This window comes from Acinetobacter sp. TSRC1-2 (assembly GCF_049895885.1).
Taxonomy (GTDB): domain Bacteria; phylum Pseudomonadota; class Gammaproteobacteria; order Pseudomonadales; family Moraxellaceae; genus Acinetobacter.
Genome location: NZ_JAFCTF010000013.1, coordinates 83,680 through 108,334, shown reverse-complemented (window position 1 = coordinate 108,334; position 24,655 = coordinate 83,680). Strand labels below are relative to the sequence as shown.

General features: G+C 40.7%; 20 protein-coding genes and 1 riboswitch. Of the genes, 13 read left to right on the top strand and 7 right to left on the bottom strand.

The window, feature by feature from the left end; translation table 11 throughout:
* Positions 1-31: 31 nt before the first annotated feature.
* Positions 32-1,837: a TonB-dependent receptor domain-containing protein gene (locus tag ACP69Y_RS13540; RefSeq protein ID WP_425918893.1), complete on the bottom strand. Its 1,806-nt coding sequence runs from the start codon at positions 1,835-1,837 to the stop codon at positions 32-34.
* Positions 1,838-1,960: 123 nt separating this feature from the next.
* Positions 1,961-2,114, bottom strand: a riboswitch (cobalamin riboswitch).
* A gap of 335 nt (positions 2,115-2,449) precedes the next feature.
* Here ACP69Y_RS13540 and ACP69Y_RS13535 point away from each other — a divergent pair.
* The 7 genes from ACP69Y_RS13535 to ACP69Y_RS13505 all read left to right on the top strand — a co-directional run bounded on the left by ACP69Y_RS13535 (position 2,450) and on the right by ACP69Y_RS13505 (position 10,124).
* Entirely contained in the window at positions 2,450-4,336 is a 1,887-nt protein-coding gene (locus ACP69Y_RS13535) for a TonB-dependent receptor plug domain-containing protein (protein WP_425918915.1), read from the top strand.
* A 100-nt stretch (positions 4,337-4,436) separates the two neighbouring features.
* Positions 4,437-5,015, top strand: coding sequence for a cob(I)yrinic acid a,c-diamide adenosyltransferase (locus tag ACP69Y_RS13530; RefSeq protein WP_425918892.1), 579 nt, complete (start codon positions 4,437-4,439; stop codon positions 5,013-5,015).
* Positions 5,016-5,292: 277 nt separating this feature from the next.
* Positions 5,293-6,012, top strand: a complete 720-nt coding sequence (locus ACP69Y_RS13525) for a glycerophosphodiester phosphodiesterase (RefSeq protein WP_425918891.1) — start codon at positions 5,293-5,295, stop codon at positions 6,010-6,012.
* A 340-nt stretch (positions 6,013-6,352) separates the two neighbouring features.
* Positions 6,353-7,519, top strand: coding sequence for an acyl-CoA desaturase (locus ACP69Y_RS13520; RefSeq protein WP_425918890.1), 1,167 nt, complete (start codon positions 6,353-6,355; stop codon positions 7,517-7,519).
* A 101-nt stretch (positions 7,520-7,620) separates the two neighbouring features.
* Positions 7,621-9,066, top strand: a complete 1,446-nt coding sequence (locus ACP69Y_RS13515) for a protein adenylyltransferase SelO (protein ID WP_425918889.1) — start codon at positions 7,621-7,623, stop codon at positions 9,064-9,066.
* 94 nt (positions 9,067-9,160) lie between these two features.
* Complete coding sequence (locus ACP69Y_RS13510; RefSeq protein ID WP_425918888.1) at positions 9,161-9,541, top strand: MmcQ/YjbR family DNA-binding protein; 381 nt, start codon at positions 9,161-9,163, stop codon at positions 9,539-9,541.
* Positions 9,542-9,674: 133 nt separating this feature from the next.
* Positions 9,675-10,124 (top strand): tetratricopeptide repeat protein, encoded by a 450-nt coding sequence (locus ACP69Y_RS13505; protein ID WP_425918886.1) that lies wholly within the window; start codon positions 9,675-9,677, stop codon positions 10,122-10,124.
* Between the two features lie 228 nt (positions 10,125-10,352).
* Here the strand turns inward: ACP69Y_RS13505 and ACP69Y_RS13500 are convergent, their stop codons facing one another.
* The gene (locus ACP69Y_RS13500) at positions 10,353-11,039 is read right to left on the bottom strand and encodes a response regulator (RefSeq protein ID WP_291357172.1); all 687 of its coding nucleotides are present in this window, start codon (positions 11,037-11,039) and stop codon (positions 10,353-10,355) included.
* A 13-nt stretch (positions 11,040-11,052) separates the two neighbouring features.
* Complete coding sequence (gene baeS, locus ACP69Y_RS13495) at positions 11,053-12,714, bottom strand: sensor histidine kinase efflux regulator BaeS (protein WP_425918885.1); 1,662 nt, start codon at positions 12,712-12,714, stop codon at positions 11,053-11,055.
* A 137-nt stretch (positions 12,715-12,851) separates the two neighbouring features.
* Between baeS and ACP69Y_RS13490 the strand changes: the two genes are divergently transcribed.
* From ACP69Y_RS13490 to ACP69Y_RS13480, 3 genes are all read left to right on the top strand, one after another.
* Positions 12,852-13,499, top strand: a complete 648-nt coding sequence (locus ACP69Y_RS13490) for a hypothetical protein (RefSeq protein WP_425918883.1) — start codon at positions 12,852-12,854, stop codon at positions 13,497-13,499.
* 297 nt (positions 13,500-13,796) lie between these two features.
* On the top strand, positions 13,797-15,599 hold the full coding sequence (locus ACP69Y_RS13485; protein ID WP_425918882.1) for an acyl-CoA dehydrogenase C-terminal domain-containing protein: 1,803 nt from the start codon (positions 13,797-13,799) through the stop codon (positions 15,597-15,599).
* A 195-nt stretch (positions 15,600-15,794) separates the two neighbouring features.
* Positions 15,795-17,576, top strand: coding sequence for an acyl-CoA dehydrogenase C-terminal domain-containing protein (locus tag ACP69Y_RS13480; protein WP_425918881.1), 1,782 nt, complete (start codon positions 15,795-15,797; stop codon positions 17,574-17,576).
* 58 nt (positions 17,577-17,634) lie between these two features.
* Here the strand turns inward: ACP69Y_RS13480 and ACP69Y_RS13475 are convergent, their stop codons facing one another.
* Positions 17,635-17,844 carry a hypothetical protein gene (locus ACP69Y_RS13475; RefSeq protein ID WP_425918880.1) on the bottom strand — a complete coding sequence of 70 codons (210 nt, stop codon included), beginning with the start codon at positions 17,842-17,844 and terminating at the stop codon, positions 17,635-17,637.
* Between the two features lie 182 nt (positions 17,845-18,026).
* On the opposite strand from ACP69Y_RS13475, the gene ACP69Y_RS13470 reads away from it, so the two are divergent.
* The gene (locus ACP69Y_RS13470) at positions 18,027-18,524 is read left to right on the top strand and encodes a phosphate-starvation-inducible protein PsiE (RefSeq protein WP_425918879.1); all 498 of its coding nucleotides are present in this window, start codon (positions 18,027-18,029) and stop codon (positions 18,522-18,524) included.
* Positions 18,525-18,676: 152 nt separating this feature from the next.
* On the opposite strand, the gene ACP69Y_RS13465 is transcribed toward ACP69Y_RS13470, so the two are convergent.
* Positions 18,677-19,177, bottom strand: coding sequence for an RcnB family protein (locus ACP69Y_RS13465; RefSeq protein ID WP_425918878.1), 501 nt, complete (start codon positions 19,175-19,177; stop codon positions 18,677-18,679).
* Between the two features lie 198 nt (positions 19,178-19,375).
* Between ACP69Y_RS13465 and ACP69Y_RS13460 the strand changes: the two genes are divergently transcribed.
* Complete coding sequence (locus ACP69Y_RS13460; protein WP_425918877.1) at positions 19,376-19,825, top strand: hypothetical protein; 450 nt, start codon at positions 19,376-19,378, stop codon at positions 19,823-19,825.
* Positions 19,826-20,030: 205 nt separating this feature from the next.
* Here ACP69Y_RS13460 and ACP69Y_RS13455 read toward each other — a convergent pair whose 3' ends face one another.
* The gene (locus tag ACP69Y_RS13455) at positions 20,031-21,494 is read right to left on the bottom strand and encodes a phospholipase D family protein (RefSeq protein WP_425918876.1); all 1,464 of its coding nucleotides are present in this window, start codon (positions 21,492-21,494) and stop codon (positions 20,031-20,033) included.
* A gap of 106 nt (positions 21,495-21,600) precedes the next feature.
* Complete coding sequence (gene znuD / locus ACP69Y_RS13450; RefSeq protein ID WP_425918875.1) at positions 21,601-23,658, bottom strand: zinc piracy TonB-dependent receptor ZnuD; 2,058 nt, start codon at positions 23,656-23,658, stop codon at positions 21,601-21,603.
* A 145-nt stretch (positions 23,659-23,803) separates the two neighbouring features.
* Here znuD and ACP69Y_RS13445 point away from each other — a divergent pair, with 145 nt between their 5' ends.
* On the top strand, positions 23,804-24,571 hold the full coding sequence (locus ACP69Y_RS13445; protein WP_425918873.1) for a DUF4184 family protein: 768 nt from the start codon (positions 23,804-23,806) through the stop codon (positions 24,569-24,571).
* Positions 24,572-24,655 lie beyond the last annotated feature (84 nt).

Sequence of the window (24,655 nt, the reverse complement as noted above, 5' to 3'; positions counted from 1 at the left end):
TTAAATAAGGGCTTTTTTGATCAAATCGATATTACTTCATGGCATAACGAAGCGTTACCCAAGCAGTACGACCATCTTGACGATACAACGAACCATCCCAATTACTGTTGGTGTAATATTCTTTATCAAACATATTTGCTAATTTTGCTTGAATAGAAAATTCAGGTGTTGCTTGATAAGCCACACGTACATCAGCAATAGCGAAACCACCTAAAGCCTTAGTATTCGCTGCATCAGTATAGCGTTGATCTTCCGCATGCACTGAACTACCCACTGTCCATTTATCCATTCTGTAATCTACAGTCGCATTAAACAATTGCTGTGCACGATATGCAATTTGCTTGCCTTTTAAGCCCGTATTGCGGTTTTCAGGATCTTGATAGGTATAGTTCATATTCCAACTTAAGGCATCATACGTTTTGCCTAGTGAAACTTCGACACCCTTAATCTTCGCCTGACCATTGTTATTATTGGCAATCATGTTATCAATATCATTGATAAAACCTGCAATTCCCCAATCTAGCCCTTGTGACCCTTTAAAACCCAGTTCAATATTTTCAGATTCTTCAGGAACAAGGTTTGGATTGGCCCAACCTGGGTAATATAAGTCGTTAAAAGTCGGGGAACGGAATGCTGTGCCATAAGACACATAAGCATTGTAATGCTCATTGAAGCGATAACCCAACGCAGCATTACCGGTGGTATGATCACCAAACTGCTCGTTTTCGTCCAAACGTAGCGCAGCTTGTACATAGAATTGACCAAACTCACCCAAATATTGTGTGTAGTAACCTAAGTTATCACGCTCTTTTTCATCGTAATTGGTAGAGCCTGTTACTTTGTCATTTAAGTAATCGAGGCCAACCAACAAGGTATGATCTGGATGAATTTGAATCGTGTTCAACCATGTAAAGGTATCTTTAGTGGTATTAAAATCACCCGTGGACTGATCCCCACTAAAAGTTTCGTATTGATCTTCTGCACGACCAATTTTAAATTTAGCTGTCCATGCTTCAACTGGACTATAAGTTAGACCCACACCATAAACATTTTGCTGGATTTGATTATATGGATTTACACCGCCATCGTATTCAGTTTCGCCATTCACATGTAATACATTGGCATCTACGGTAACCTGATCATTGATTTGATGACCCGCTTTTAATGAAACTGAATAGTTTTCATAACTATCCTTATCTGTTTCAGTGGTCGATGTTGTAACGTCCATACCTTGAGTTTTCAGACCGGCAATACTGACATTGGCCCAACTGTTATCTTGTCGAATATCCACACCAACATTGGCATTATAGGTTTCATGTGAACCATATTTAAATGATGCAAATGGTTTTACACCATTTTGACTCCCTTTACGGGTATAAATCTGAATCACACCACCTACAGCTTCAGAACCATAAAGACTCGAACGTGGACCACGTACCACTTCTACTCGTTCAATCTGATCAATCGGTAAATGTTCAAACGCGGTTGTACCTAAAGTTGCCGAACCAAGCTTTTGCCCATCGACCAAAACTAAAACAGCATTAGATGCAGTACCACGGATTGAAATACCTGTAGTTTGACCTGCACCACCCGCATTGGTGTAAGCAATACTTGGAATCGTGCGCAATAAGTCTTCTAAAGAATTAAATTGCTTACGCTCGATTTCTTCACGATCAATTACTGTCACCGCTGCAAGCGTTTTATTGTTTTCTTGCGCAGTCAGGTTGGCAACAGTATTGATGGTTGGTAATGAAACTTCCTTTTCAGCAGCCATAGCAATTGAAAGAGGAGATAAAATAAAGAGAGAACCAAAAATGGTTTTATGGATGAGATGCATGAATCTTTTCCCCACCGCACCGCCCGTGCGAATTAAAATATGAATAACGCGCAGGCGAATGTGGGGTAAGCACAACTTTACTAAAAGAAAGCAGGCAATCCCAGTTATAACGCCCACCGCATTAAATTAGGTTTGCAGCAGGCCGGTCTCCGGACTTAAGTTATAAAACGCGATAACTATTCACCGTTGCGGGGGCAGTGTTAGCTTTAAATTCAAAAATTTAACTAACTTCCCAGTTTCACTTCTCTATGGAAGCACCTGAAGCGCACGCAGAGTAGTTTCTGAACATCTTTAAGTCAAGCTGAAATCTGGCTTTAACAGTCAAATCTACAAATCGAAGTATCTGTTATCGGTAAATCTATCTAGAAGGTTATATTTATAAGCTATTGTTCAATGCATTCATCTTTAATATCCGCGTTGTTTATTGTTTAGTGCTGTAGCTGTCTTTATACTGCTTCTTAGTTGTGACAGTTAGGGAAGTTGAAAAACACGCTGCCCCCGCAACGGTGTTTATACATTCTTTTAACCAGAGGTGTATAACAGTCCGGAACCTCGCTGTTACGTTCTTTCTCTCAAACATTCACGGTGGGGTGAATGCCTGGAGTTCAAGCAATGTTTCAATGCTTTCACCGTACCTCTTTAGTCGGTGCAATTGCCTTTGCTATGGGTATTTCGCATACTCATGCACAACCCAACAATGATTCTCAACCCACTATTAAGGCCACGTTAAATCCTCTGGTCATTACAGCGACACGTTCTGAAGAAAAAATTAAAAATGTGCCTGCTCGTATTTCCATTATTGAACCGCAAATTTTAGAACAATCCCCTATTTCAGAATTACCACATTTATTGATAAGTGATGCTGCCATTAATATGGTGCAAACCGGTGGATTTGGACAACAGGCATCAATTTTCACCCGAGGTACGAACTCAACCCATACTTTAATTCTACGGGATGGTATTCGTTTAAATGCTCCTTCATCTGGGATGGCCTCACTCTCTTTTTTAGATACCACCGACATTAAACAAATTGAAGTCTTAAAAGGCCCTGCATCGGTACTCTATGGAACTGACGCGATTGGCGGCGTTATTCAACTGATTTCAAAAACGCCAGAAAAGAACGCGGCGTTTATCACCGGTGAAATTGCTGAAAATAATACCTATAAAACTATTTTAGGCGCAGACTTTGCGGAAAACGGAATTTACACCCAAATTCGTGGGCAACGTCTAGAAACAGATGGTACAGAAGTCACCAACCAGAAAAATACAGAAAAAGCTGCATATGACCAGAAGGGTTTTAGTGCCAAAATTGGTATGGAACGCGAATCCTATGCGACTTCTATTGATTACAGTACTAACCAAGGTTTTAGTACTTACGACAATTATGGCAACTTACTTTCACAAAATTTTGAAAATGAAATCTTAAATCTAAAAGGTCGTGTCAATTTTACAGATACATTCTCAGTCAATGCTCGTCTGTCACAATTTAAAGATGATCTTATTCAAAATGACAAACCTGATTATGTGTATAACACAACACAAGAAGCAGAACTTTTTAGCAAATGGCAATTTGATCCTGCACAAAATATTCTTATGGGTATATCGCATAAAAATATAAAAAGTGACATTTATGCCCTAGGTGAAGGCTATGAGTGGCAAGGTATTTATTACCCAGGGGAAGATGTCCTTTACAATCAAGAAATCCACTCAACCGGTTACTATGCTCAGCATCAATATCAGACAGATAAGCTCAATACTCAAGTTGGTGTTCGCGTTGAGGATCATGAAAACTTTGGTACACACACCGTAGGACAAGTTGCTGCGCGCTATCAACTTTTTCCTAATACCAGCATTTATAGCAACATTGGAACGGCATTTCGTGCTCCAACCAATAACGACTTATATGCCGTCGCATGGGGAGCCAATCCGAACTTAAATCCTGAGAAAAGTATTTCTTATGAGCTTGGTGTTGATCAACATATTAATGACCAGCTGAGTCTGGGATTTTCCCTGTATCGTAATGAAGTAGATGATCTGATCGTTTATACAAACCAACTCAACAATGTAGATAAAGCCAAGTTTACCGGTGGTGAAGTTAGCCTCAACTGGCAGCAAAATGAGCTTTTTCTCAATCTCGGTTATGCCTATGTGCAAGCCAAAAATGCCGAAGACAATACCGATTTAACCCGTCGCCCACGTCACAGTGCTACCTTAACAACCGGCTGGCAAGATGGGGAATTTGGTGTCAGTACCGCCATTTCAGCCAAGTCCGATTCCACAGATTTCACCGATTCGGCGACAAATTTTAACCCAAGTAATATTCCAGGCTATGTCACTCTTGATTTAAATGCCTACTGGAATGTCAATCCAAAGCTTAAGCTCTTTACCAACGTTCAAAACCTAGGCGATGTGAAATACAAAACCTCGTATAACGGAAATGATACGTATTACATCAACGGCGGGCGTTTAGCCTCTGCTGGCGTGACTTTTAAATACTAAGTCTCAGCACAACACATGGTTTTTTTGAGAATAATGTCATATCTATGGCATTCTTCTTTTAAACAACAAAACTTATTTCAATGATTTTAAGGAACTTCCTATGGGCCACCGTTTAAGTAAAATTTATACCCGCACAGGCGATTCTGGCACCACCGGTTTAGGCGACGGTTCACGTGTAGCCAAAGATGATTTACGTATTATTGCATTAGGCGATGTTGATGAACTGAACTCTTGTATCGGTATTTTACGTTCACAAATTGCAGTTAGCTCAATAGAAGAAAAAGCTCATTGGGATAAATCGCTTAGCTTGATTCAGCATTGGTTATTCGACTTAGGCGGTGAAGTCTGCATTCCGAACTACAACATGGTCTTACCTGTTTCAGTTGAATTTCTGGAAAATGAAATTGACCGTATGAATGAAGCACTGCCGATGCTGAAAGACTTCATTTTACCTGCCGGAACTTTAGCTTGCAGTTATGCACATCAAGCACGTTCGGTATGCCGCCGTGCTGAGCGCAGCCTAATGACGGTACATACACGCGACCAAAATATTCAGGCCACTTCTCTACAACTCTTAAACCGACTTTCAGACTGGTTATTTGTTGCATCGCGTACTTTACAACATGCTGAGGGTGGATCTGAGGTGCTTTGGCAAAAGAATATTAATGAGACGATCTAAGCTCAGTGCAAATGATTTATTCAGTTTTTAATTAAAATCGTGGTCTTTACTCCACGATAAGTACCATTCACAACCTGACTGAAATTTGATACATAAAGTTTCTGCGAAACAGTGAATAGATTGCTATTGTTAAACAGGTTTTGTGAATGGTGAAGTTTTTCTTGCGCTACGTTGTCGCTCATTTTTTAAAAAAGTGACACAATTAGCTCCTCACATTGGATGAATAACCGGTAAGACACCGTTGTGAAAATATAAAATTTCCATAAAAGGATAAAAGATGAGAATCATCGGACATCGTGGTGCTCGTGGTGAAGCCCCTGAAAACACTTTAGGCGGGTTTCAATATATTCATGACTTGGGCATTCGGGCAGTAGAGTTTGATGTACGCCAACTCAAAGATAATGAACTGATCATCATGCACGATGACAATTTCCTTCGTACCACGGGTCAGGACAAAAATATTTACCAATGTTCGAGTTCTGAATTACAGCCATATAACCAGGCCTCCATTTGGCTAGACTGGAAAAACTTTGAAGTAACCCCTACTCTTCAACAATCTCTTAAAATTATGCAGGACTTTGAGCATCTTGAGGTTGAAGTTAAAGCGGTTGCAACCATGGCTGAAGCTGAAAAACTGGTTTTAGAATTACAAAAACAATTACATGGTTTTGAACAAACTGCTGTGATCACCAGTTTCGATTTAAAAATCCATCAGGCTTTAAAACAGCAGTACTCGATTTTTAAACGCGGTTTACTGGTTGAAGATGACATCAAACATAAAGCCATTGAACAGGCTTTAGAACTGGGTTGCTGTCAAATTGGCTGGATGAACCCACTGGTAACGGATGAAATTATTCGTGCGACACAACACGCCCATTTAAAAATCAGTGTCTGGACAGTGAATGATATTGAACGAGCCAAGCATCTGCAAAGTTTAGGCATTGACGGATTGATTACTGATTTCCCTAAAATGATGTTAGAACACTTATCCGGATAATATAAAAAGATGGAGACATAGCATCGTTTAAGAGGATAAAAAGAATGAATAAATTTAATAATTTTAGTCAGAACAAACCCTTATTCTATTGTTAAAAATATGTTTTTTAATCTCTATCGTCCATATATAAATAAGAGGTCTAAGCCTTCGATAAAATCAATCAAGACTGGCCAGTATTCTGTTACTGTTTAGTACAATACACATGTAGAATAATGCTAGTGAAGATTTGTTCGCTCATGCTAATATTGATAAAGTCTTAATCCTTATAAACTGTATTGAATTAAGGATTCATTTATACCTTACCTTTACCTTTTAGAAGGTTCTAGGAGTGCTGTTGGAGATGAATGCTCCCCTACCCAAAGCCCCAATTAACTGGATTGCAGTGTTCGCACTGGTACTTTTACCCATTGTGGCTGTAATCGCTATCCCTTTATATGCTTATCATCATGATTTTAGCTTAGGCGCATGGATCAGCTTATTTGTACTACTCGGTGTGAGTAGTTTAGGGATTACTGCGGGTTATCACCGCTTATGGGCACATCGTGCTTATGAAGCAACCTTGCCATTAAAAATTATTTTAATGCTTATGGGTACTTTTGCCGTTCAAAATAGCATTTTGTTCTGGGCTTCAGGTCACCGTACCCATCACCGTCATGTTGATGATATTGAACAAGACCCATATTCAATTAATAATGGCTTTTGGTATGCGCATATTGGATGGATGCTTCGCAACTATCCAGCAGCAGAAGCAAACTATAAAAATGCACCCGATTTGTTAAATGACAAAGTGGTAATGTTCCAGGACAAATATTACATCCCCCTTGTTGTTGCTGTACATGCCGTGATTCTTACTACTGTAGGTTGGGCAGTTGGCGATATGTGGGGCGTATTATTATTGGGTGGTTTACTGCGCCTGATCTTGAGCCATCACGTCACTTTCTTCATTAACTCACTCTGCCACATGTGGGGCAAACGTCCATATACTGACGAAAACACTGCACGTGACAATTTCGTTTTAGCGATTGCAACTTGGGGTGAGGGTTATCATAACTATCACCACATCTTCCAGTATGACTACCGAAATGGGGTGAAATGGTGGCAGTATGATCCAACGAAATGGCTGATCTGGTCATGTTCAAAACTTGGTTTAGCCAAGAACTTACGTCGTATTCCAAGCTTCAATATTAAAAAAGCAGAATTGGCAATGCGCTTTAAATATGCTGAACAGGATTTGGCAGTTTATGGTCACAATGTCAATGAAGATATGGCGACTGCAAAACTCCGTATTGCACAAGAATATGAAGCGTTTACCCAAACCTTAAATGATTGGGCAAAGCTGAAAGAACAAGAGATTCAAACAAAGAAAGCCTCTGTGGCTGAAAAAATCCACCAAATGGATAACAAACTTAAAGTGGATTTCCAATTAGTTGAACAGCGTCTTGCTCACCATCGCAACACCTTAAAAATTCTGATGCGTAATATTAAAAAGAATACTATTTCCGAATAAAACCTGACTCGATATAAAGCCCCATTCTTGGGGCTTTATTTATTTTGACCGTTTAAATTTGCTATAGTGATATCATCTCTCCCCATTATTTAGATTGTCCTATGCAATTTAATCCGCGTTACCCCTCGCTCAATCCCAAGCTTTTTCACCATCAAATGCCTGTTCCATTAAAAGGAGCAAAAGCCGGTCATTTTAACGAAGCACTCGCCAATGAATTACAGTGGTCAGATGAAGATAAAGCTCAATGGGTTGAAATCTGTAGTGGGCAAAAAACTTTTGCTGAATTTGAACCTCTGGCGATGGTTTATGCAGGACATCAGTTTGGACAATGGGCAGGACAATTGGGCGATGGGCGCGGTTTACTGATTGCACAAATTTTAGATAAAACAAACCGAACCATTGACCTGCATTTAAAGGGTGCAGGTTCAACACCTTACTCCCGCATGGGTGATGGTCGCGCAGTTTTACGCTCCGTGATTCGTGAATATCTAGCAGGTCATGCACTCAATGCTTTGGGTATTGCTTCAAGTAATGCCGTTGGGTTCACTTCTTCAACGCAAGGCATACAGCGCGAAACAATGGAACCTGGTGCCATGATGCTGCGTACTTCAGACTGCCATATCCGTTTTGGTCATTTTGAATGGATTAATCAATATCAGCCTGAACTACTGCCTGAGTTTGTACAAAAAAGTATTGAATGGCATTATCCAGAATGCCTCGAGGCTGAACAGCCTGTTTTGGCTTTTGCTACCCAAGTCATCCAACGCACTGCGGTAATGATTGCAAAATGGCAACTGGTCGGATTTGCCCATGGTGTGATGAATACGGATAATCTGAATATCACTGGGTCCACACTCGACTTTGGTCCCTATGGTTTTATGGAACGTTTCCGCCCGAACTGGATCAATAACCACTCGGATTATCAAGGTCGTTATACCTATCAGCAGCAGCCAAGTATTGGACACTGGAATTTATGGCAATGGTTAAACAACCTGGTTCCGCTCTGCCCTACAGACTATGATAAAGAACAATGGAAACAGGATTTATCTTCATGTTTAGAGCACTATGAACCAACATTCTTAGAGTACTATAAACATGGTTTAAACCAGAAAATGGGCTTGCCAAGTTTCCATAAAGACAGTTTTGATTGTGGTATGGCTTTCTTACGAATTCTGCAAAGCGAACAACTGGACTATACCCAAAGCTTTATTCGACTTCAGAACAAACAGTTTGAGTTAATTAAAGATGACTGTCTGGATCGACACCAGTTTGAAAGCTTTTTGGCTCAATATGAAAGCATTCGAGAAAATCAGGTAAACGAGGAACTGGATGCTGAAATGCAAAAAGCCAATCCGCAATATATTTTACGCAACCACATGGCACAGACAGCGATTGAACTGGCTGAACAAGATGATTTTTCGGAAGTAGAACGACTATTTAAATTACTCAGTCAGCCTTATATCAAGCAAACAGACATAGAAAAACCTGAAGATTTAGCACCATTACCAAGTGATGTGCCGGAAGTGATGGTAAGTTGTTCATCTTAAGATTGATCAACAGATGACTTGCGAACTGTGGATAATTTCAGCATTATCCACAGAGCCTATTTGACAATAAAAATATCAAATCAAGAGATCGACTATGTCCTTACATCGTCTTGCCAGCCAAACTGCACTTCAACTTCCTGAAGTGACCTGTACCCAGCCTTTTGGTGATGGCTGTGATGTATTTGAAGTCATAGATAAAGTCTTTATGTTAAGTTTTCATTTAGAAGGCAAAGCAGCTATTAACTTAAAAGTTATCCCGGATGATGGTGCAATGTTACGGGATATTTATCCTTATATTCGTGCGGGATGGCATATGAACAAACAGCACTGGATTTCGGTGTCTGAAGATGAAAATTTGGATGAAGCTTTGGTACAGGATTTGGTGCTGAATTCTTATGAGTTAGTGGTATCTAGGCTAAATAAAGGCCAAAAAGAGAGGATTGAACTTTTGAAAGAACTTCCTACTTCTATATAAAAGCCAATAAAGGATTACATCGATACTTGGTTTTAGTAATAGAAAATGGATTTAAAAACATTAATATATAAAAAATACCCATAGAAAATAGATAATGAAGACTATAAATACAATTACTCTTAGTTTTATTTTGATGCTTTTCATCAATTCAAGTGTTACAAGTAAAACCATCTACGAACAAAACATTGAATTGGCGCATGCAGGTGATCCAATAGCTCAGTACAATCTCGGCTATATGTTCCAACAGGGTGAAGGCGTTTCACAAGATTATAAAAAAGCAGCGGAATGGTATAGCACAGCAGCTGCCCAAGGTGATGTAGATGCCCATTACAACTTAGGCATCATGCACCTAAATGGTGAAGGGATACCGCAAAATTATGAACAGGCATTTCAACTTTTTAAGGTTGCTGCGACACAAGATGCTGCTGCAGCATATTCACTGGCTTATATGTATAAAAAAGGCTTAGGTCGGGACATAAATTTAGCTCAAGCAAACACATGGTATCTAAAAGCTGCAAATCTCGGAGGTGCTCAATCCCAATTTTATCTTGACATGTGTCACTTAATGGGAAAAATGGTTTGAAACGTGATTCACATTTAGCATTGCACTGGTTAACTCAATCTGCGGCTAACGGGCACACAAAAGCAAAAGTCATCACCTATTTCCTTGAACTATTTTTAAGCATTTTTAAAACATTGAATCGCAACAACATGCTGTAAATTTTATCAATAATTTTAGCTCTTGGTTGGGAAAATATATATCCCATAAAAAAGCGAGCCATTTCAGCTCGCTTTATCATTTAAAACTCAATCAGTCTTCAGGATATTCAAAACGATAGCCCACCCCATAAACAGCCTGAATCCACTCGTGACGATTGCCGGTTTCAGCAGCATCGGAAATCTTACGGCGCAGATTTTTAATATGACTGTCAATCACGCGATCTGCTACATCAAAACTGTCAGGGTTAATATGATCCAGTAATTGTGCACGTGAGTAAACCTGTCCTACATGCTCCAAAAACAACTCTAATAACCGGAATTCAGTGGGTGTCAGGTTCAAGGTTTTTTGTTGATACCAGATTCGTTGTTGGGCTTTATCCATACGGAATAAGCTGTTCTGTTCAGGTTCTGCATGACGGTCTAAACGGCGTAACACCGCTTGTACACGCGCCACAAGTTCTTTCGGGCTAAAAGGTTTACAAATATAATCATCTGCACCCATGTTTAAACCCAAGACACGGTCAATTTCTTCGGTTCGTGCAGTCACCATAATAATCGGCAAATCAGACTGTTCGCGTACTTTACGGCAAATGGTCAAACCATCCATGCGTGGAACCATCAAGTCCAAAATCATCAAACTTGGTTTACGCTGAGTAAAGCTGTCATACGCTTCTTGCCCATCATGAAACATACTGACTTCAAAACCAGCCGCTTCCAGATAGTCTCGCACCAGCTGTGCAAGTTCAACTTCATCTTCAACCAGCATGACATGTTTCATGAATCTCATCCTTTTATTTATTTAACTGTTTTGGAAAAGTCAGTTTGCAACGCAAACCACCTAATGGAGAATGTTCAAAACTCAACTTCCCACCCAATGCCTGTGCAATTTTACCAGATAAGGCCAAACCTAAACCTGTACCGCCGGTACTACGGGTACGCGAATCATCAACACGATAGAACCGTTCGCCTAAACGTGCCAATTGTTCGTCACTTAATCCAAGTGGGCTATCATCGACAATCACGCTCCAATGTGTAGCCGATTGTTCGGTATGCACACGAACTTCACCACCCGCTTCAGTATAGCGAATACTGTTACCGAGTAAGTTGACTATAATTTGTTTAAAACGATCTATATCTAATTGTAAATTCACCCCTTCACCGTGTACCGAAACAGACAGATCAGCTTGGGCAAATTTAGGTTTGAAGTTTTCAACTTCTTGCAGTACTACATGCCAAGGGTTCACCTCAGCCATATAGCAGGTTAGCTGCTGTGCTTCAGCTTGAGCCAAATCGGCCAGATCCTGAGTCAGTTTTTTCAAGCTGTTAACCTGGCGAAGCATGGATTCAAAATGTTCCGGCGTCGGTTTACGAATCCCGTCCTGCATCGCCTCAATTTGTGCTTGCAGTACCGCCAAAGGTGTTTTTAATTCATGTGAAGTATCTGCCACCCACTGACGGCGCGACTGTTCGTGCTGATCTAGAATCACCGCCAGTTGGTTAATCTCATTCGATAAATCACCCAACTCGTCATTGCGGTTGATTTTCACCTGATGCTGGTAATGCCCTTTGGTCAATTCACGGGTTGCATTAAGCAAGCGTTGAATCGGCTTTTTAAAATAGGTTGCCAACAATAAAGCGGCAATTAAACTGCTCAGGAAAGTTAAGCCATACACCAGTAATAAATAGCGTTTTTGATTACTAAAGAAATTGATACTTAAAGCATCATCCTGATCCAGCACCGGCTTCAAACCCAAATAGCCGACAACTTTATCATTTACCATAATCGGGCGATATGAAACAGGAATATCAGAGGGTTCACCGACCACAAACTGTTTGTTGGCATCATATAAGGATAATCGGGAACTTAAGCCCAAACGGTCAGGCATTGAAATAAACTGCTTTTTCTTGGTTTGATTTTGGCTTGAATCTGCTTGCGCACCATCCGCTTTTTTATCCGTACGGAAGATATTCTGATTGGAACTTAAGGGAAATTTAAGACCTTCAAAAGGCTGATATTCAGAAGGTAAATTTTGCTCCATCATGCGCAGTTCTTCTTCATCTATAATCGGTTTGCTTTGTCCCGGTTTTTCTAAACCAGGTGAAACATTGATTAAGGTATTTTCCTGAAAATAACGCTGCTGTAAAGCAATGTCATATTGACGACGTAACCACCAGCGTGACAACTTGTCATAATCATCGGGATCGGCCTTGCCCTCAATCTGCAAAATCTGCGCCTGAATAGCGTTGCCCCAGTCATGATAAACCGTATATACCCCTGCCAAATTGCTGATGACATGATCCAGTTTTTGCATTTCAACATCCGCCACATATCTGGCAAAATTCTTTTGCATGGTCCAGTGCAAAACACCCAGGCTGACAGTCGTAATCACTAAAGTCGTGAGTAATACGGTCAAAAATAGGCGTAAGGCGATCGGAACGCGGCGAATATTCAAAAGCAAAGTCTCAAAATTTCTTCTCAATTTATTATTGTAACCAACAGCGTGTCAAAAAACTCTCCATTGTTTCTTCATCATTATTATTTATTCTTAAACCATCGAATTTATATTATTTTTCATTGGAGATAAAAACAATGAATTCCATGACAAAAATCGCTTTAGTGGGTGCAAGTGTTCTGAGTTTCGGTGCTTTAACCGCTTGCCAATCGACCAATACAGTAAAAGATAAAGAGGGCGATCACGCGCGCATGATGCACAGTCATCATCAAAAGCATGAGCGTAAAATGACACCAGAACAACGTGAACAGTTCCAGCAAGCGCGTGCAGAACGCAAACAAATGATTGAACACATCAAACAGGCATGTGATGGCAAAGCTGTAGGTAGCGCAGTGCAAATCAAGGCAGGCGATAAAACCATTGCGGGTACTTGCGTGATGACTTTTAAAGCTGACCATCAAGCAATGAAAAAAATGCGTGCTGAACACCATCAAATGAAAGGTGAACATCGCCCAATGCGTGGTGAAATGAAAGGCATGCGTATGCAACAGGGTGGACCGCTGACGGATGCAAAACGTGCAGAATTGACCAGACAATTCGATCAACGCCTGGCTGAACATCAAGCCAAGCAGCAAGCCATGTTAAAAGCCTGTCAGGGTCAGCCTAATGGTAAGGCGGTTCAAGTTAAAGTTGGTGCTCAAAGCATTGAGGGTAAATGTAAAGTCCGCTTCCTACCTCAAGCCCCTGTTACTGTGACTCCATCACCGGTAAAATCTGCCGCATAAAACCCTGTTCCAAATTCAAAAAAGGTGCTTTCGAGCACCTTTTTTATGGATTATAACAAATGACCCATTTGACTATTTATGACATCAAATAAACGCTAAAAGTATTTACACTCAAGACACTTAGCAATTTCAAGTCAGAAATCTTTGACTTTACAGTCACCAAGAAAAAGCATGTAAACGCTTGTACCCAGCAAGAAGATGTTGCAGGATTAAGCCATAGAAATATGTGTCATAAAAGGCACGTTTCAATGTTTATTAGGATTATAAGCTGGTTAAACCAGTATTGAGGAAAACGATATGCCACAATACAAAGCGCCCTTACGTGATATGCAATTCGTTCTACATGAATTATTAAATGCTGAACAACATTATGCAAAGCTCCCTGCATTTCAAGAAACCGTAAGCCGTGAGTTGGTTGATCAATATTTGGAAGCCGCTGCTGACTTCTGTGAAAATGAACTTTCTCCTTTAAATCAATCCGGCGACCGTGAAGGCTGTACTTGGAATGACGGTGTAGTAACAACACCGACTGGCTTTAAAGAAGCATACAAAAAATATATCGAACTTGGCTTCCCGTCTCTTTCTGCTGAAGAGCAATATGGCGGTCAAGCTTTACCAAATTCTTTAGGTATTACCATTTCTGAAATGGTCGGTACTGCAAACTGGTCTTGGGGCATGTATCCGGGTCTTTCCCATGGTGCGGTACGTACTTTGGAACACCATGGTTCTCAAGAACAAAAAGACATCTACCTACCTAAACTTGTCTCAGGTGAATGGACAGGCACCATGTGCTTGACAGAATCTCATGCAGGTTCTGACTTGGGCATTATCCGTACCAAAGCTGAACCGAATGCTGACGGGAGCTATGCGATCTCTGGCGAGAAAATCTTTATCTCTGCTGGTGAACATGACATGGCGGATAACATCATCCATATCGTTCTTGCTCGTCTTCCTGGCGCACCAAAAGGCACTAAAGGGATTTCGTTATTCATTGTCCCTAAATTCAATGTAAATGCAGACGGTTCAATCGGCGAACGTAATGCAGTACGTTGTGGTTCAATCGAACACAAAATGGGGATCCATGGTAACGCAACGTGTGTGATCAACTTTGATAAAGCACAAGGTTTCCTGATTGGCCCTGAAAACCGTGGTCTAAACTGCATGTTCACATTCATGAACACTGCACGTATTGGTACTGCTGTACAGGGTCTTGCAGCATCTGAAGCGTCTTTCCAAGGTGCACTTGCCTATGCCAAAGATCGCTTGGCAATGCGTTCACTTTCAGGTGTTAAAGCGCCAGAAAAAGAAGCTGATCCGATTATTGTTCACCCTGCTGTACGCAACATGCTTTTAACTCAAAAAGCATATGCAGAAAGTGGTCGTGCGCTGGTTTACTTATTGGCTCAATACGCCGATGTGGTTGAACACGGTACAACTGAAGAAGAACGCAAATCTGCGGACAACATGTTGTCTCTTCTTACCCCTATCGCAAAAGCATTCTTGACTGAAACCGGTTCTGAATCTGCGAAACATGGTGTTCAGGTATTCGGTGGTCACGGCTTCATTTCTGAACATGGCATGGAACAAATTGTTCGTGATACGCGTATTGCTTGTCTTTACGAGGGTACCACTGAAATCCAGGCGCTTGACTTGTTAGGTCGTAAAGTTTTGGGTACGCAAGGTGCAATGTTGAAAGACTTCACCAAGATTATCCACAAATTTGTTGAAGCAAACAAAGACAATGCTGCAATGAAAGAATTCGTTGAACCGCTTGCTGCTCTAAATAAAGAGTGGGGTGATTTAACCATGCAGATTGGTATGCGTGCAATGCAGAATCCGGATGAAGTGGGTGCAGCTGCGGTTGACTATCTATACTTCTCTGGTTATGTCACCCTTGCTTACCTATGGGCTCGTATGGCGCTTCTTGCTCAAGAAACATTGGCTGCTGGTACGACTGACGTTGATTTCTACAACGCCAAAGTAACGACTGCACGTTTCTACTTCAAAAAAATCCTTCCACGCGTACGTTCACACGTAGACGTGATTGCAGGCGGCGTAGAACCGTTACTGGCATTAGATGCAGAGCACTTTGCATTCTAAGCTGAATATCTAATTTGATATTTGAAAAGTTGTACTCCTGAGTACAGAAATAGAGAAAGGACGGTCATAGCTTTGACAGTCCTTTTTCTTTATAAATAGAGCGTTATTTCGCTTGGGTCATCTGACAACATTCTTCGTTGTTGATTAAGCTGCCCTAAGTCTACAGAGATTCAAACAATAAACAGGTGAACGAACATGCCAATTTATAATGCCCCACTTGCAGATATGAAATTCATCCTGAATGATGTTTTTAATGCCGAGCAATTCTGGCAAGCCAATGAAAATCTTGCCCACGTTGATGCTGCAACTGCAGAAGCCATTCTTGAAGAAATGGCAAAATTTGCGCAAAACGTTACGCATCCGCTCAACCGCACGGGTGATGAAGAAGGCGCAAAGTATGAAAATGGCAAGGTAACTACACCTGCTGGCTTCAAAGAAGCATTCAAACAATATGCAGATGGCGGCTGGATTGGTTTAGGTGCAGACGAGGAATGGGGCGGTCAAGGCATGCCGAAAATGCTGACGGTGCTTGCAGATGAAATGCTATTCGCCACTAATCCATCATTCCTGCTTTATCCGTTGCTTTCTGTAGGTGCGGGTATGGCGTTAAACAGTTACGCATCTCAAGAGCAAAAAGAAACGTATTTACCTAAAATTTACTCTGGCGAATGGTCAGGCACCATGTGCTTAACTGAACCGCATGCAGGTACAGACTTAGGCATTATTAAAACCAAAGCTGAACGTAATCAAGATGGCACCTACAACATTACTGGTACTAAAATCTTTATTACTGGCGGTGACCACGACTTAGCAGAAAATATCATCCATTTAGTCTTGGCTAAAACCCCAGATGCACCGGCAGGTTCACGTGGTATTTCATTGTTCATTGTGCCTAAATTCATGGTGAATGAAGATGGTTCTGTAGGTGAACGCAATGCGGCAGGTCCAGGTTCAATTGAACATAAAATGGGGATTAAAGCCTCTGCAACTTGCGTGATGAACTTCGACGGTGCCAAAGGTTATCTTGTGGGCAAAGAAAACGAAGGTCTTGCAGCCATGTTTGTGATGATGAATTACGAACGTTTATCCATGGGTCTCCAAGGCCTGGGTGCATCTGAATTTGCTTATCAAAATGCGGCGCAATATGCGACTGACCGTATTCAAGGTCGTAGCGCTTCTGGCATTCAATCCCCTGCCAAAGCTGCGGATAGCATCCTTGTACATGGTGATGTGCGTCGTATGCTACTCAATGCCCGTGCAAACAACGAAGCTTCGCGTGCATTTGCCGTTTACGTGGGTCAACAACTGGATATTACCAAGTTCTCTACCGATCCTGAAGCTGTAAAAGCAGCCAATAATCGCGTGGCACTGCTCACTCCAGTTGCAAAAGCATATTTAACCGATACTGCTTTTGATGCAGTGATTGATGCGCAAATGGTGTTTGGTGGACATGGCTTCATTCGTGAATGGGGTATGGAACAATGCGTACGTGACTTACGTATTGCACAAATTTATGAAGGCACCAACGGTGTTCAATCTCAAGATTTAATTGGTCGTAAAACCATTAAATGTAAGGGTGAATTCATTGCTGAATATATTCAGGAAATTCGTGACTTTGCCAACAATTTAGATGCTGATCTTAACTTCATTAAAGATGCAACCCTAGATGCAGCCACTGAAGTTGAATCTGTAACTCAATACGTGATTGAAGCTGCACGTGAAAATGTTGAGTTCTCGAACTCTGCTGCTGTAGATTACCTACACGCTGTTGGCTTACTCAGTTTTTCTTACATGTTTGCAAAAATTGCCAAGGCGGCTAAAGCGAAAGATGGCGAGTTCTATCAAAACAAATTGGCACTTGCTCAATACTTCGTGCAGCGCATTTTGCCTGAACTTGCACTACGCATTACTAAAGTAAAAGCAGGCTCAGAAGTGATTATGAACTTCAGTGAAGATTACTTTACCAGCCAATCTTAATTTAAATCAAATCTAAAAAACGCCTGCATTGTCAGGCGTTTTTTTCATCTAAAATAAATTAGATTTTTTCAACAATAATAGAATCTGAGATTTTTTTACTGCTTTGGGCATTTTGATGAAGTTTCACAATTTTAATCACTCCCTCAGATTGTAAATTTTCACATAAGGCAATTAGCTTCTGCATTTCATCTCCTTTAACACCCGAACCTAAAATGAGTTTTTTGCCATTTTGTAAACTATTAATTTTTGTTTGAATTGTTTCTAACATTTTCTTTTCCCTGTTGCATGAAATAACCATTCATACATTACCTCAAATACGTATAAAAAAAATACAGCCTATTGAATTATTTATAACATTCAATTGTTTTGAGTTTTAATGTGCATGAAACTTGCATACTTTTTAATACCAGTTTCATACAAATACTCATCTAATATATAAGGAGGAAAAATATGCCAAAACCTGATGCCAAAGTTGAAAAAATTGAAACCTTCCTCGACCGTTTCGGAAATCTTGCCGTAGAAAGTTTTCATTATATTGCACTATTTATTATTGGCTGTATGGTGATCTGGTCTGCGGGTCATACAGTATTTCATATTCTTACCGTAAAAAAATTCGCCACCATTGACGATATTCTGCTGTTATTTATCTATCTTGAACTGGGGGCCATGGTCGGCATTTATTTCAAGACCAATCATATGCCGGTGCGCTTTCTGATTTATATTGCGATTACCGCACTCACTCGTTTACTTATTTCCGACATTCAACATGACCATAAAGCGGATATGGACTTGGTGATTATTACCGGTTCGATTTTGATTTTAGCTTTTGCAATCTTGGTGGTGCGTTATGCCTCTTGGACTTATCCTTCTGTGATTCGTGACAAACATAGTGAAAAATCCTTGCCAGAAGGTAAAACGCCACGTCCGCAAGATGATGAATTGGCTTAATGTTCTTTGTTCCCTCTGCTTCCAGGAAATGCGGATCTTCAGAATATATTCTGGATTGACAAGGGAGATTTTTAACTAGCTTAATTTTAATCCCCCTAAATCCCCCTTTTTCAAAGGGGGACTTTCTCTATATTAAAATTGAATCTTAAACATCAACGATTGGGCACCAACACATAGCGCCCATTTTCAAAGATCCAGTACGTTCCATTCGGTGGTGCAGGTAATCCTACACGGCGCCAATCTGTGATTAAAGTAGCGTTTGAACTTTCAATTCGTGCCGTATTTGGATCGCCATTTACCCAACTATAACTTTGTGAGTTATGGGTGATAGTCGTTGGGGCCTGATATTGGATACTGATGCCATTTTGAATGGTCGAATAATTCTGATGATGCGGTGGACGCTGCTGATAATATGGTCGATTTTGCGGATAGTGATTTTTTGGGTAACTATATGGATAGCTGGTTTGTGGATAACCAAGACGCTGCTGTGGATAGTGATTTTGCGGATAATTATTTTGTGGATAATTAGGTCGATGCTGATACTTGCTAGTATCTACACCACGATAATTGGACCACTGATTTTCCGCTTGCGTAGTCACAGAAGCTCCTAAAAGCACCATGCCACCCAGAGCACAAACAACTACCATTTTCATCAGAGCCTCCGAACGACATTCATCGCATGTAGTTTATAAAACCCATTTTAGTCCCTAGTTTAGGATAAAAAATGAATAAAAAACCATCTAATGCAATATTTTGTAAATTAAATAGTCGGCTAATTTGATGCTTTAGTGCATCTAGGCAGTTGTTATGTTTATGCTAAGATATTCTTTTTTGTTACTGGATCAAACAGAGTGGCTGATTTAAGTTTTGACCGCCTACATCAATTTTTTTGTAAAGTACCGAGCGTACAAGAAGCATTGATTGATGCTTATGGTTCAGATGGTCAACATGCATGGTGGTTTAAATTTCAAATCAATGTCGAACACCCGCTTGCATGGCAAACTGTTCAGGAATTGGGTCATGTACTGAATTACATTTCCAAGAATGAACGTCTTCCAACCCAGTTCTTGCCTGTTTCACCACCACCCTATATGAATGGTGAAGCGAAAGAATTTTTGGCTTGGGTGATTCAATGCAATCATCCTGAATTTTCACCCGATGTGGTTTGCGACTGGTTAGAAGCGCGTTTACCGCAACCGGTTGAAGATGAAAGTCAGTGGACAATTAAAACCGATTTAAAAGAACTGGATAAAATGAAAGATGCCGATCTGGATAAATTAATTCCACCGAATCCTTTATAGAATATTGATATAAAAAAGAGTGCATAAGCGCTCTTTTTTATCTTTAACAGATTTAATCTCCCCTTGCGCTGTGATCACAGCTCATCTTTAAAAAGAGGGACTTGCATCTGTCCTTATTCATCCTTAAATAAGATGACTCCTCCCTTTCTTAAAAGATGAGAAGCACTGCTTCGCAAGGAGGGATTTAAGAATTTGGAACGATCTTCTAAAACGTCGAAAGCCCACTCCATTCCATAAAGCGGTAAATGCCATATTTGAGTTTCGATTCATCTGCATATTGACTGTAATCGACACTCATATTTTTACCATTCAAATTTGACCATGCGGTATCAAAATATTGATTGGCATCAGTAAAGACTTGCGCTTTTGATGCACCCACGACACGCAAATCGGTTTCCAAATTATAATTTTTAATATTACGTGCGGTAAAATTCGCAGAACCTAAAATCAATTCCGAGTTCTGTGCATTACGTTTCACAATCATCTTGCTATGACACTGCTCCCCTTGGGTATTGCACCAGCGCACTGGCACTCCTGCATCATTTAATTCAGAGGCCACTTGGCGATTGGGAATACCATTCTTCTGGCGACCAAAAGCATCTTTATTCGGGTCGAGCAACACCCTAAGTTTTACCCCGCGTTCATGCGCGGCAATTAGCGCCTTCACAATATGACGTTCCGATAAGTAAAACATCACCAGATCAATCTGCTCTTGCGGTTTTGCAGTTTCAATTAATTTTAATGTTTCATCAAAAATGGCTTTTTCAGTCAGTACCTGCACTTGAGGTAAAGACTTTTCCTCTTCAAACTCACCGACAATCACCATCGGAATATCACCTTTGGACATTCGCCCTACAGCCTGTTCGGTCTTTAGCACATCAATTGCGGTATTGCCTAAAACGACCAATGCCACGTTGGAATGACGTGAGCTGCCATCATGCGGATTTGCAGAAGTGACTAAAGCTTTCCAGCCCTGAGCCGTATCGACCACCATAGTTTTACGGTGATTGGCCTTGAAATTAAACAGGTTAAAATAACTACGCAAGGTGATTTTTTCATGACCAAATGGATTGGTGAGCCAGCCTTTTTCAGGATTATTGCCCGCATCCTGACAACAGATATACCAAAAGCCCGACCATAATGGATTAGATGCGCGTAACGGTCTTAAATCGGTTTCAATGACCTCAATACCGGCTGAACGTAACTGTCGATAATGCTCCGGTGCAACACCGCCATAGACTGAATTAATCGGGTCAGTAATGACTTTAATGTCAATATTGGGCTGAACGCCGCGTTTTGAAATTAAGGCATCGGTTAACTGTTGCGCCAATGGACGATGCGCTAAGGTCGATTCCCCCACTTCTTTATTGAATAAAAACATATCCAGCACAATGGTCGTTTGTGCTTCATCAATCATCTTTAATATTTCATTAAAAATGACCTGATTTTGTTGTTGGTTGCCACTTGCATCAATATAGGTTTGATCTGCTAAAAACTTCACCTCGGCATGACGCAACTTACCTGTGAAATCTAAACCCTCTGGCAGCGGTTTATAAGTGTGATAAATTGCAGATGAGAGATATCCCAAAGCCAATAAACTGATCATCACGCCCACATAACGACGGCGTGACCAATTCAATTTCTGATGAATTCGTTGAAAAATACGCATAACAAAAAACCTAGTCCAATGGCATCAGACTAGGTTTTATTGCTTTATTTTTCAAGAGGATTTCTGTGACTCTGTCCTGAATGAGTCCATCTAATCCAACTTTTGCCTAGAAACCAAATTCTAAACCAACGCTAAAGTTACGTCCGACTTGCGGAATATTCGACAGGAATGAAGCATGTGAATACACCTGTTCATCCAGCAAGTTGTTGGCTTTAAAATAGACACGATAATCGTTATTTTTAGCATATTGACCGGCATAAGATACACCAAGATTCAGCATGTTATAACCATCAGTTTCCTGTTCATAACTTGTGATTTTGTCCTGATTAAACACATGGTAATACTCGGCCAGACCCGACCAGTGGTCATCAAAACTTGCATCTACTTTAGTCCCTAAACGACCGGCTGGGACACGGGGTGCATTTTCACCCTCAATTTTGCCACGCACATAATCACCAAACACCCCCACTTTATAAGTATCGTTTAAGGCATAAGAGGCTTGTGCTTCTGTACCATAAAATTTGGCTTTATCTTGGGTGTAATCTACCAGGCGGAAGTTTTCATAACGATCTGTCGTTGACGCATAAATGTAGTTGTCAAACCAGTTGTGATAGACATGTACATGGTAATCCAGTGGGCCATTTTCATAATGCAAGCCGAGTTCCAGATTATTGGATTTTTCTGCACTTAAATTTTCATTACCACGTTCATAAGTGTTGGTCGCGAAATGTTTGCCATTGGCATATAGTTCTTGCGCCAAAGGCAAACGTTCTTGATGAGAGCCAACCAGCGATAATTTATAACTCGGTGCAAATTCCCAGTTCACGGCGCCTGAATAAGAGAAACCATAATCATCAAAATCTTTTTTGTTTGAATCAATCTGAATTTTCTGCTGATCTAAACGTGCGCCCAGTTCAACATGAACATCATTAAACTGCTTATGCTCTAAGGCAAACAGGCTCCACTTTTGGGTTTTGGTCGGATCAAGTAAAGATTCTTCGCCAGTAATATTCAGCTTTTGCTGATTATATTGAGCACCAATCACTCCTTCCCAATCGGCAACAGGATTGTGGACCAGTTCTAGGCGTGCATCATAACCCTGACTTTTAAAATTGGTCATGACTGAATTTTCTTCAATTTCATCATGTTTATAGTCGGTATAACTGACATGGGCGCGAAGCTTTTGAAAACCAGAAAAAGGATCATTGAGTTCGGTACGGAAATCATAACGTTCTGATTTTAAATCAACCCATGGCCCAGCGGCATGAGCGTGTTCTTCATCATGATCATGTCCATCATGGTTTAACGCATGACCTGAATGATCGCCACAAAAAAGTTCATTGTCATGCGGATGACAATCTTCATATTCATGGCTATGTCCCGGCAAACCATACTGATCTTGACGATTGCTATATGAAATACCGCTAAAACCACGGTCGTGAATCCAGGATAAACCCACATTCACCGTTTCACCTTTTGCAAAAGTATTGTCTACACGACGCTCTTTTTCACCTTCATGCACATAATCAGGCGCAATATAACTGTTGGCATCACGTTTTGAGCCTTCAACACGTAAAGCCACTTGATCAGTTAAAGCAACGGTCGCCCCTGCACTGGCCAACTTTTCATCACTACCTGAGTTGTAGCGTAAGCCGACTTGTCCTTCATAACCTTTTTCAGGCATTTGGGTGGGAATCTTATTGTCGGTGACATTCACCAATCCACCCACTGTGCCTGCGCTATACAATAAAGTAGATGGCCCGCGAATGATCTCCACCTGCTTGGCTAAAATAGGATCAACCGTTACTGCATGGTCTGGTGAAAGTGTTGAGACATCGGCAGTTTCAGAAGCATGTTGTAAAACTTTAACGCGTGGCCCATCTTGTCCACGAATCACTGGACGACTTGAACCCGCACCATACTGGTTTGAAGATACGCCAAGCTCACCCGCCAATGCATCCCCAATGGTGACGCCACCTTGTGCAAGCTTTTTATGATCAATCACCTGATCTGCCACTGCAAAATCAGCAGCCGACTGAACCAAGGGATGAGCCTGCAATTTGATTGTTTCTAGTTGTTGATTTTGGCTAAGGTTTTCTGCAAAGACAGAGGGTGTAATAACAGCAAAAATAGACAGGGTAATTAAATTCTTATGAAAGGACATGGAACTGGCTCAAAGCTTAGATTTCTGAATTTTGTTATAATATAACATTTCATTATTTTTGCAATAAAAAACATTTCCTTTCTCTATCTTCGGATAGACTGGATTTCAGTTTTGCTCACAGATAAGTAAATTTTAAAGTTTTTAGATGCCCTTTACGATCTCACATGCTGTTTTAGCCCCTCCCATTGCCAAACTCACAGGCTATCGTTTGCCCATCTCGGCACTTGCCATTGGCACTATGACGCCTGACCTTTACCGCCTGTTTACTTCAGAAACTTACGATATATCACACCAATGGCAAGGCTTAATAGTTCCAAATCTATTGATTGGTTTAAGTTTTTGCTTGCTGTGGTATGGTCTTTATCGACCGGTGATTTTTCGATGGATTGGGCTAGTCAAGCCAATCAATTATGGTTCCTTCGATAAAATGACGGGATTTATTCTCTGTGTCATCCTTGCTTTGCTCGTTGGAATTTCTAGCCATTTAATTTGGGATGGTCTGACCCATTCAGACTTTAGGACCTTTGCTTTTGATCAATTTTTAAATCGACCGGTTTCATTGTTTGATCATATCTATCCAATGCATCGTGTGTTGCAGATTGGCACCTCCATCCTGGCTTTACCATTTATGGCATGGATGGGCAGGCATTATTATCTAAAACATAAACAGGCGGATTTTGTTGGAACTAAAATCAAGATCTCTAGCTTCTTTATTCTGCTGACCTCATTGCTCGCTGCTGGTTTTTATTATCTGCAATTTTTAAAGACACTGGGATCAAATCCTTGGTCAACCGACCTCTATTCATTTATCGGTCGCTCGGTAAATCAATTTTCAAGCGTATTTTTAATTACTTTTAGCTTAGGCTGTGTGCTCTTTCTATTTTTAGACAGAAACCACCGTCTAGATAAATAAACGATGAGAAGTTAAAGAATATTATCCAGATCAAGCAATCTCAGCATTGAAATTGTGATGATTCTTGATCTTGTTCTTGTGACA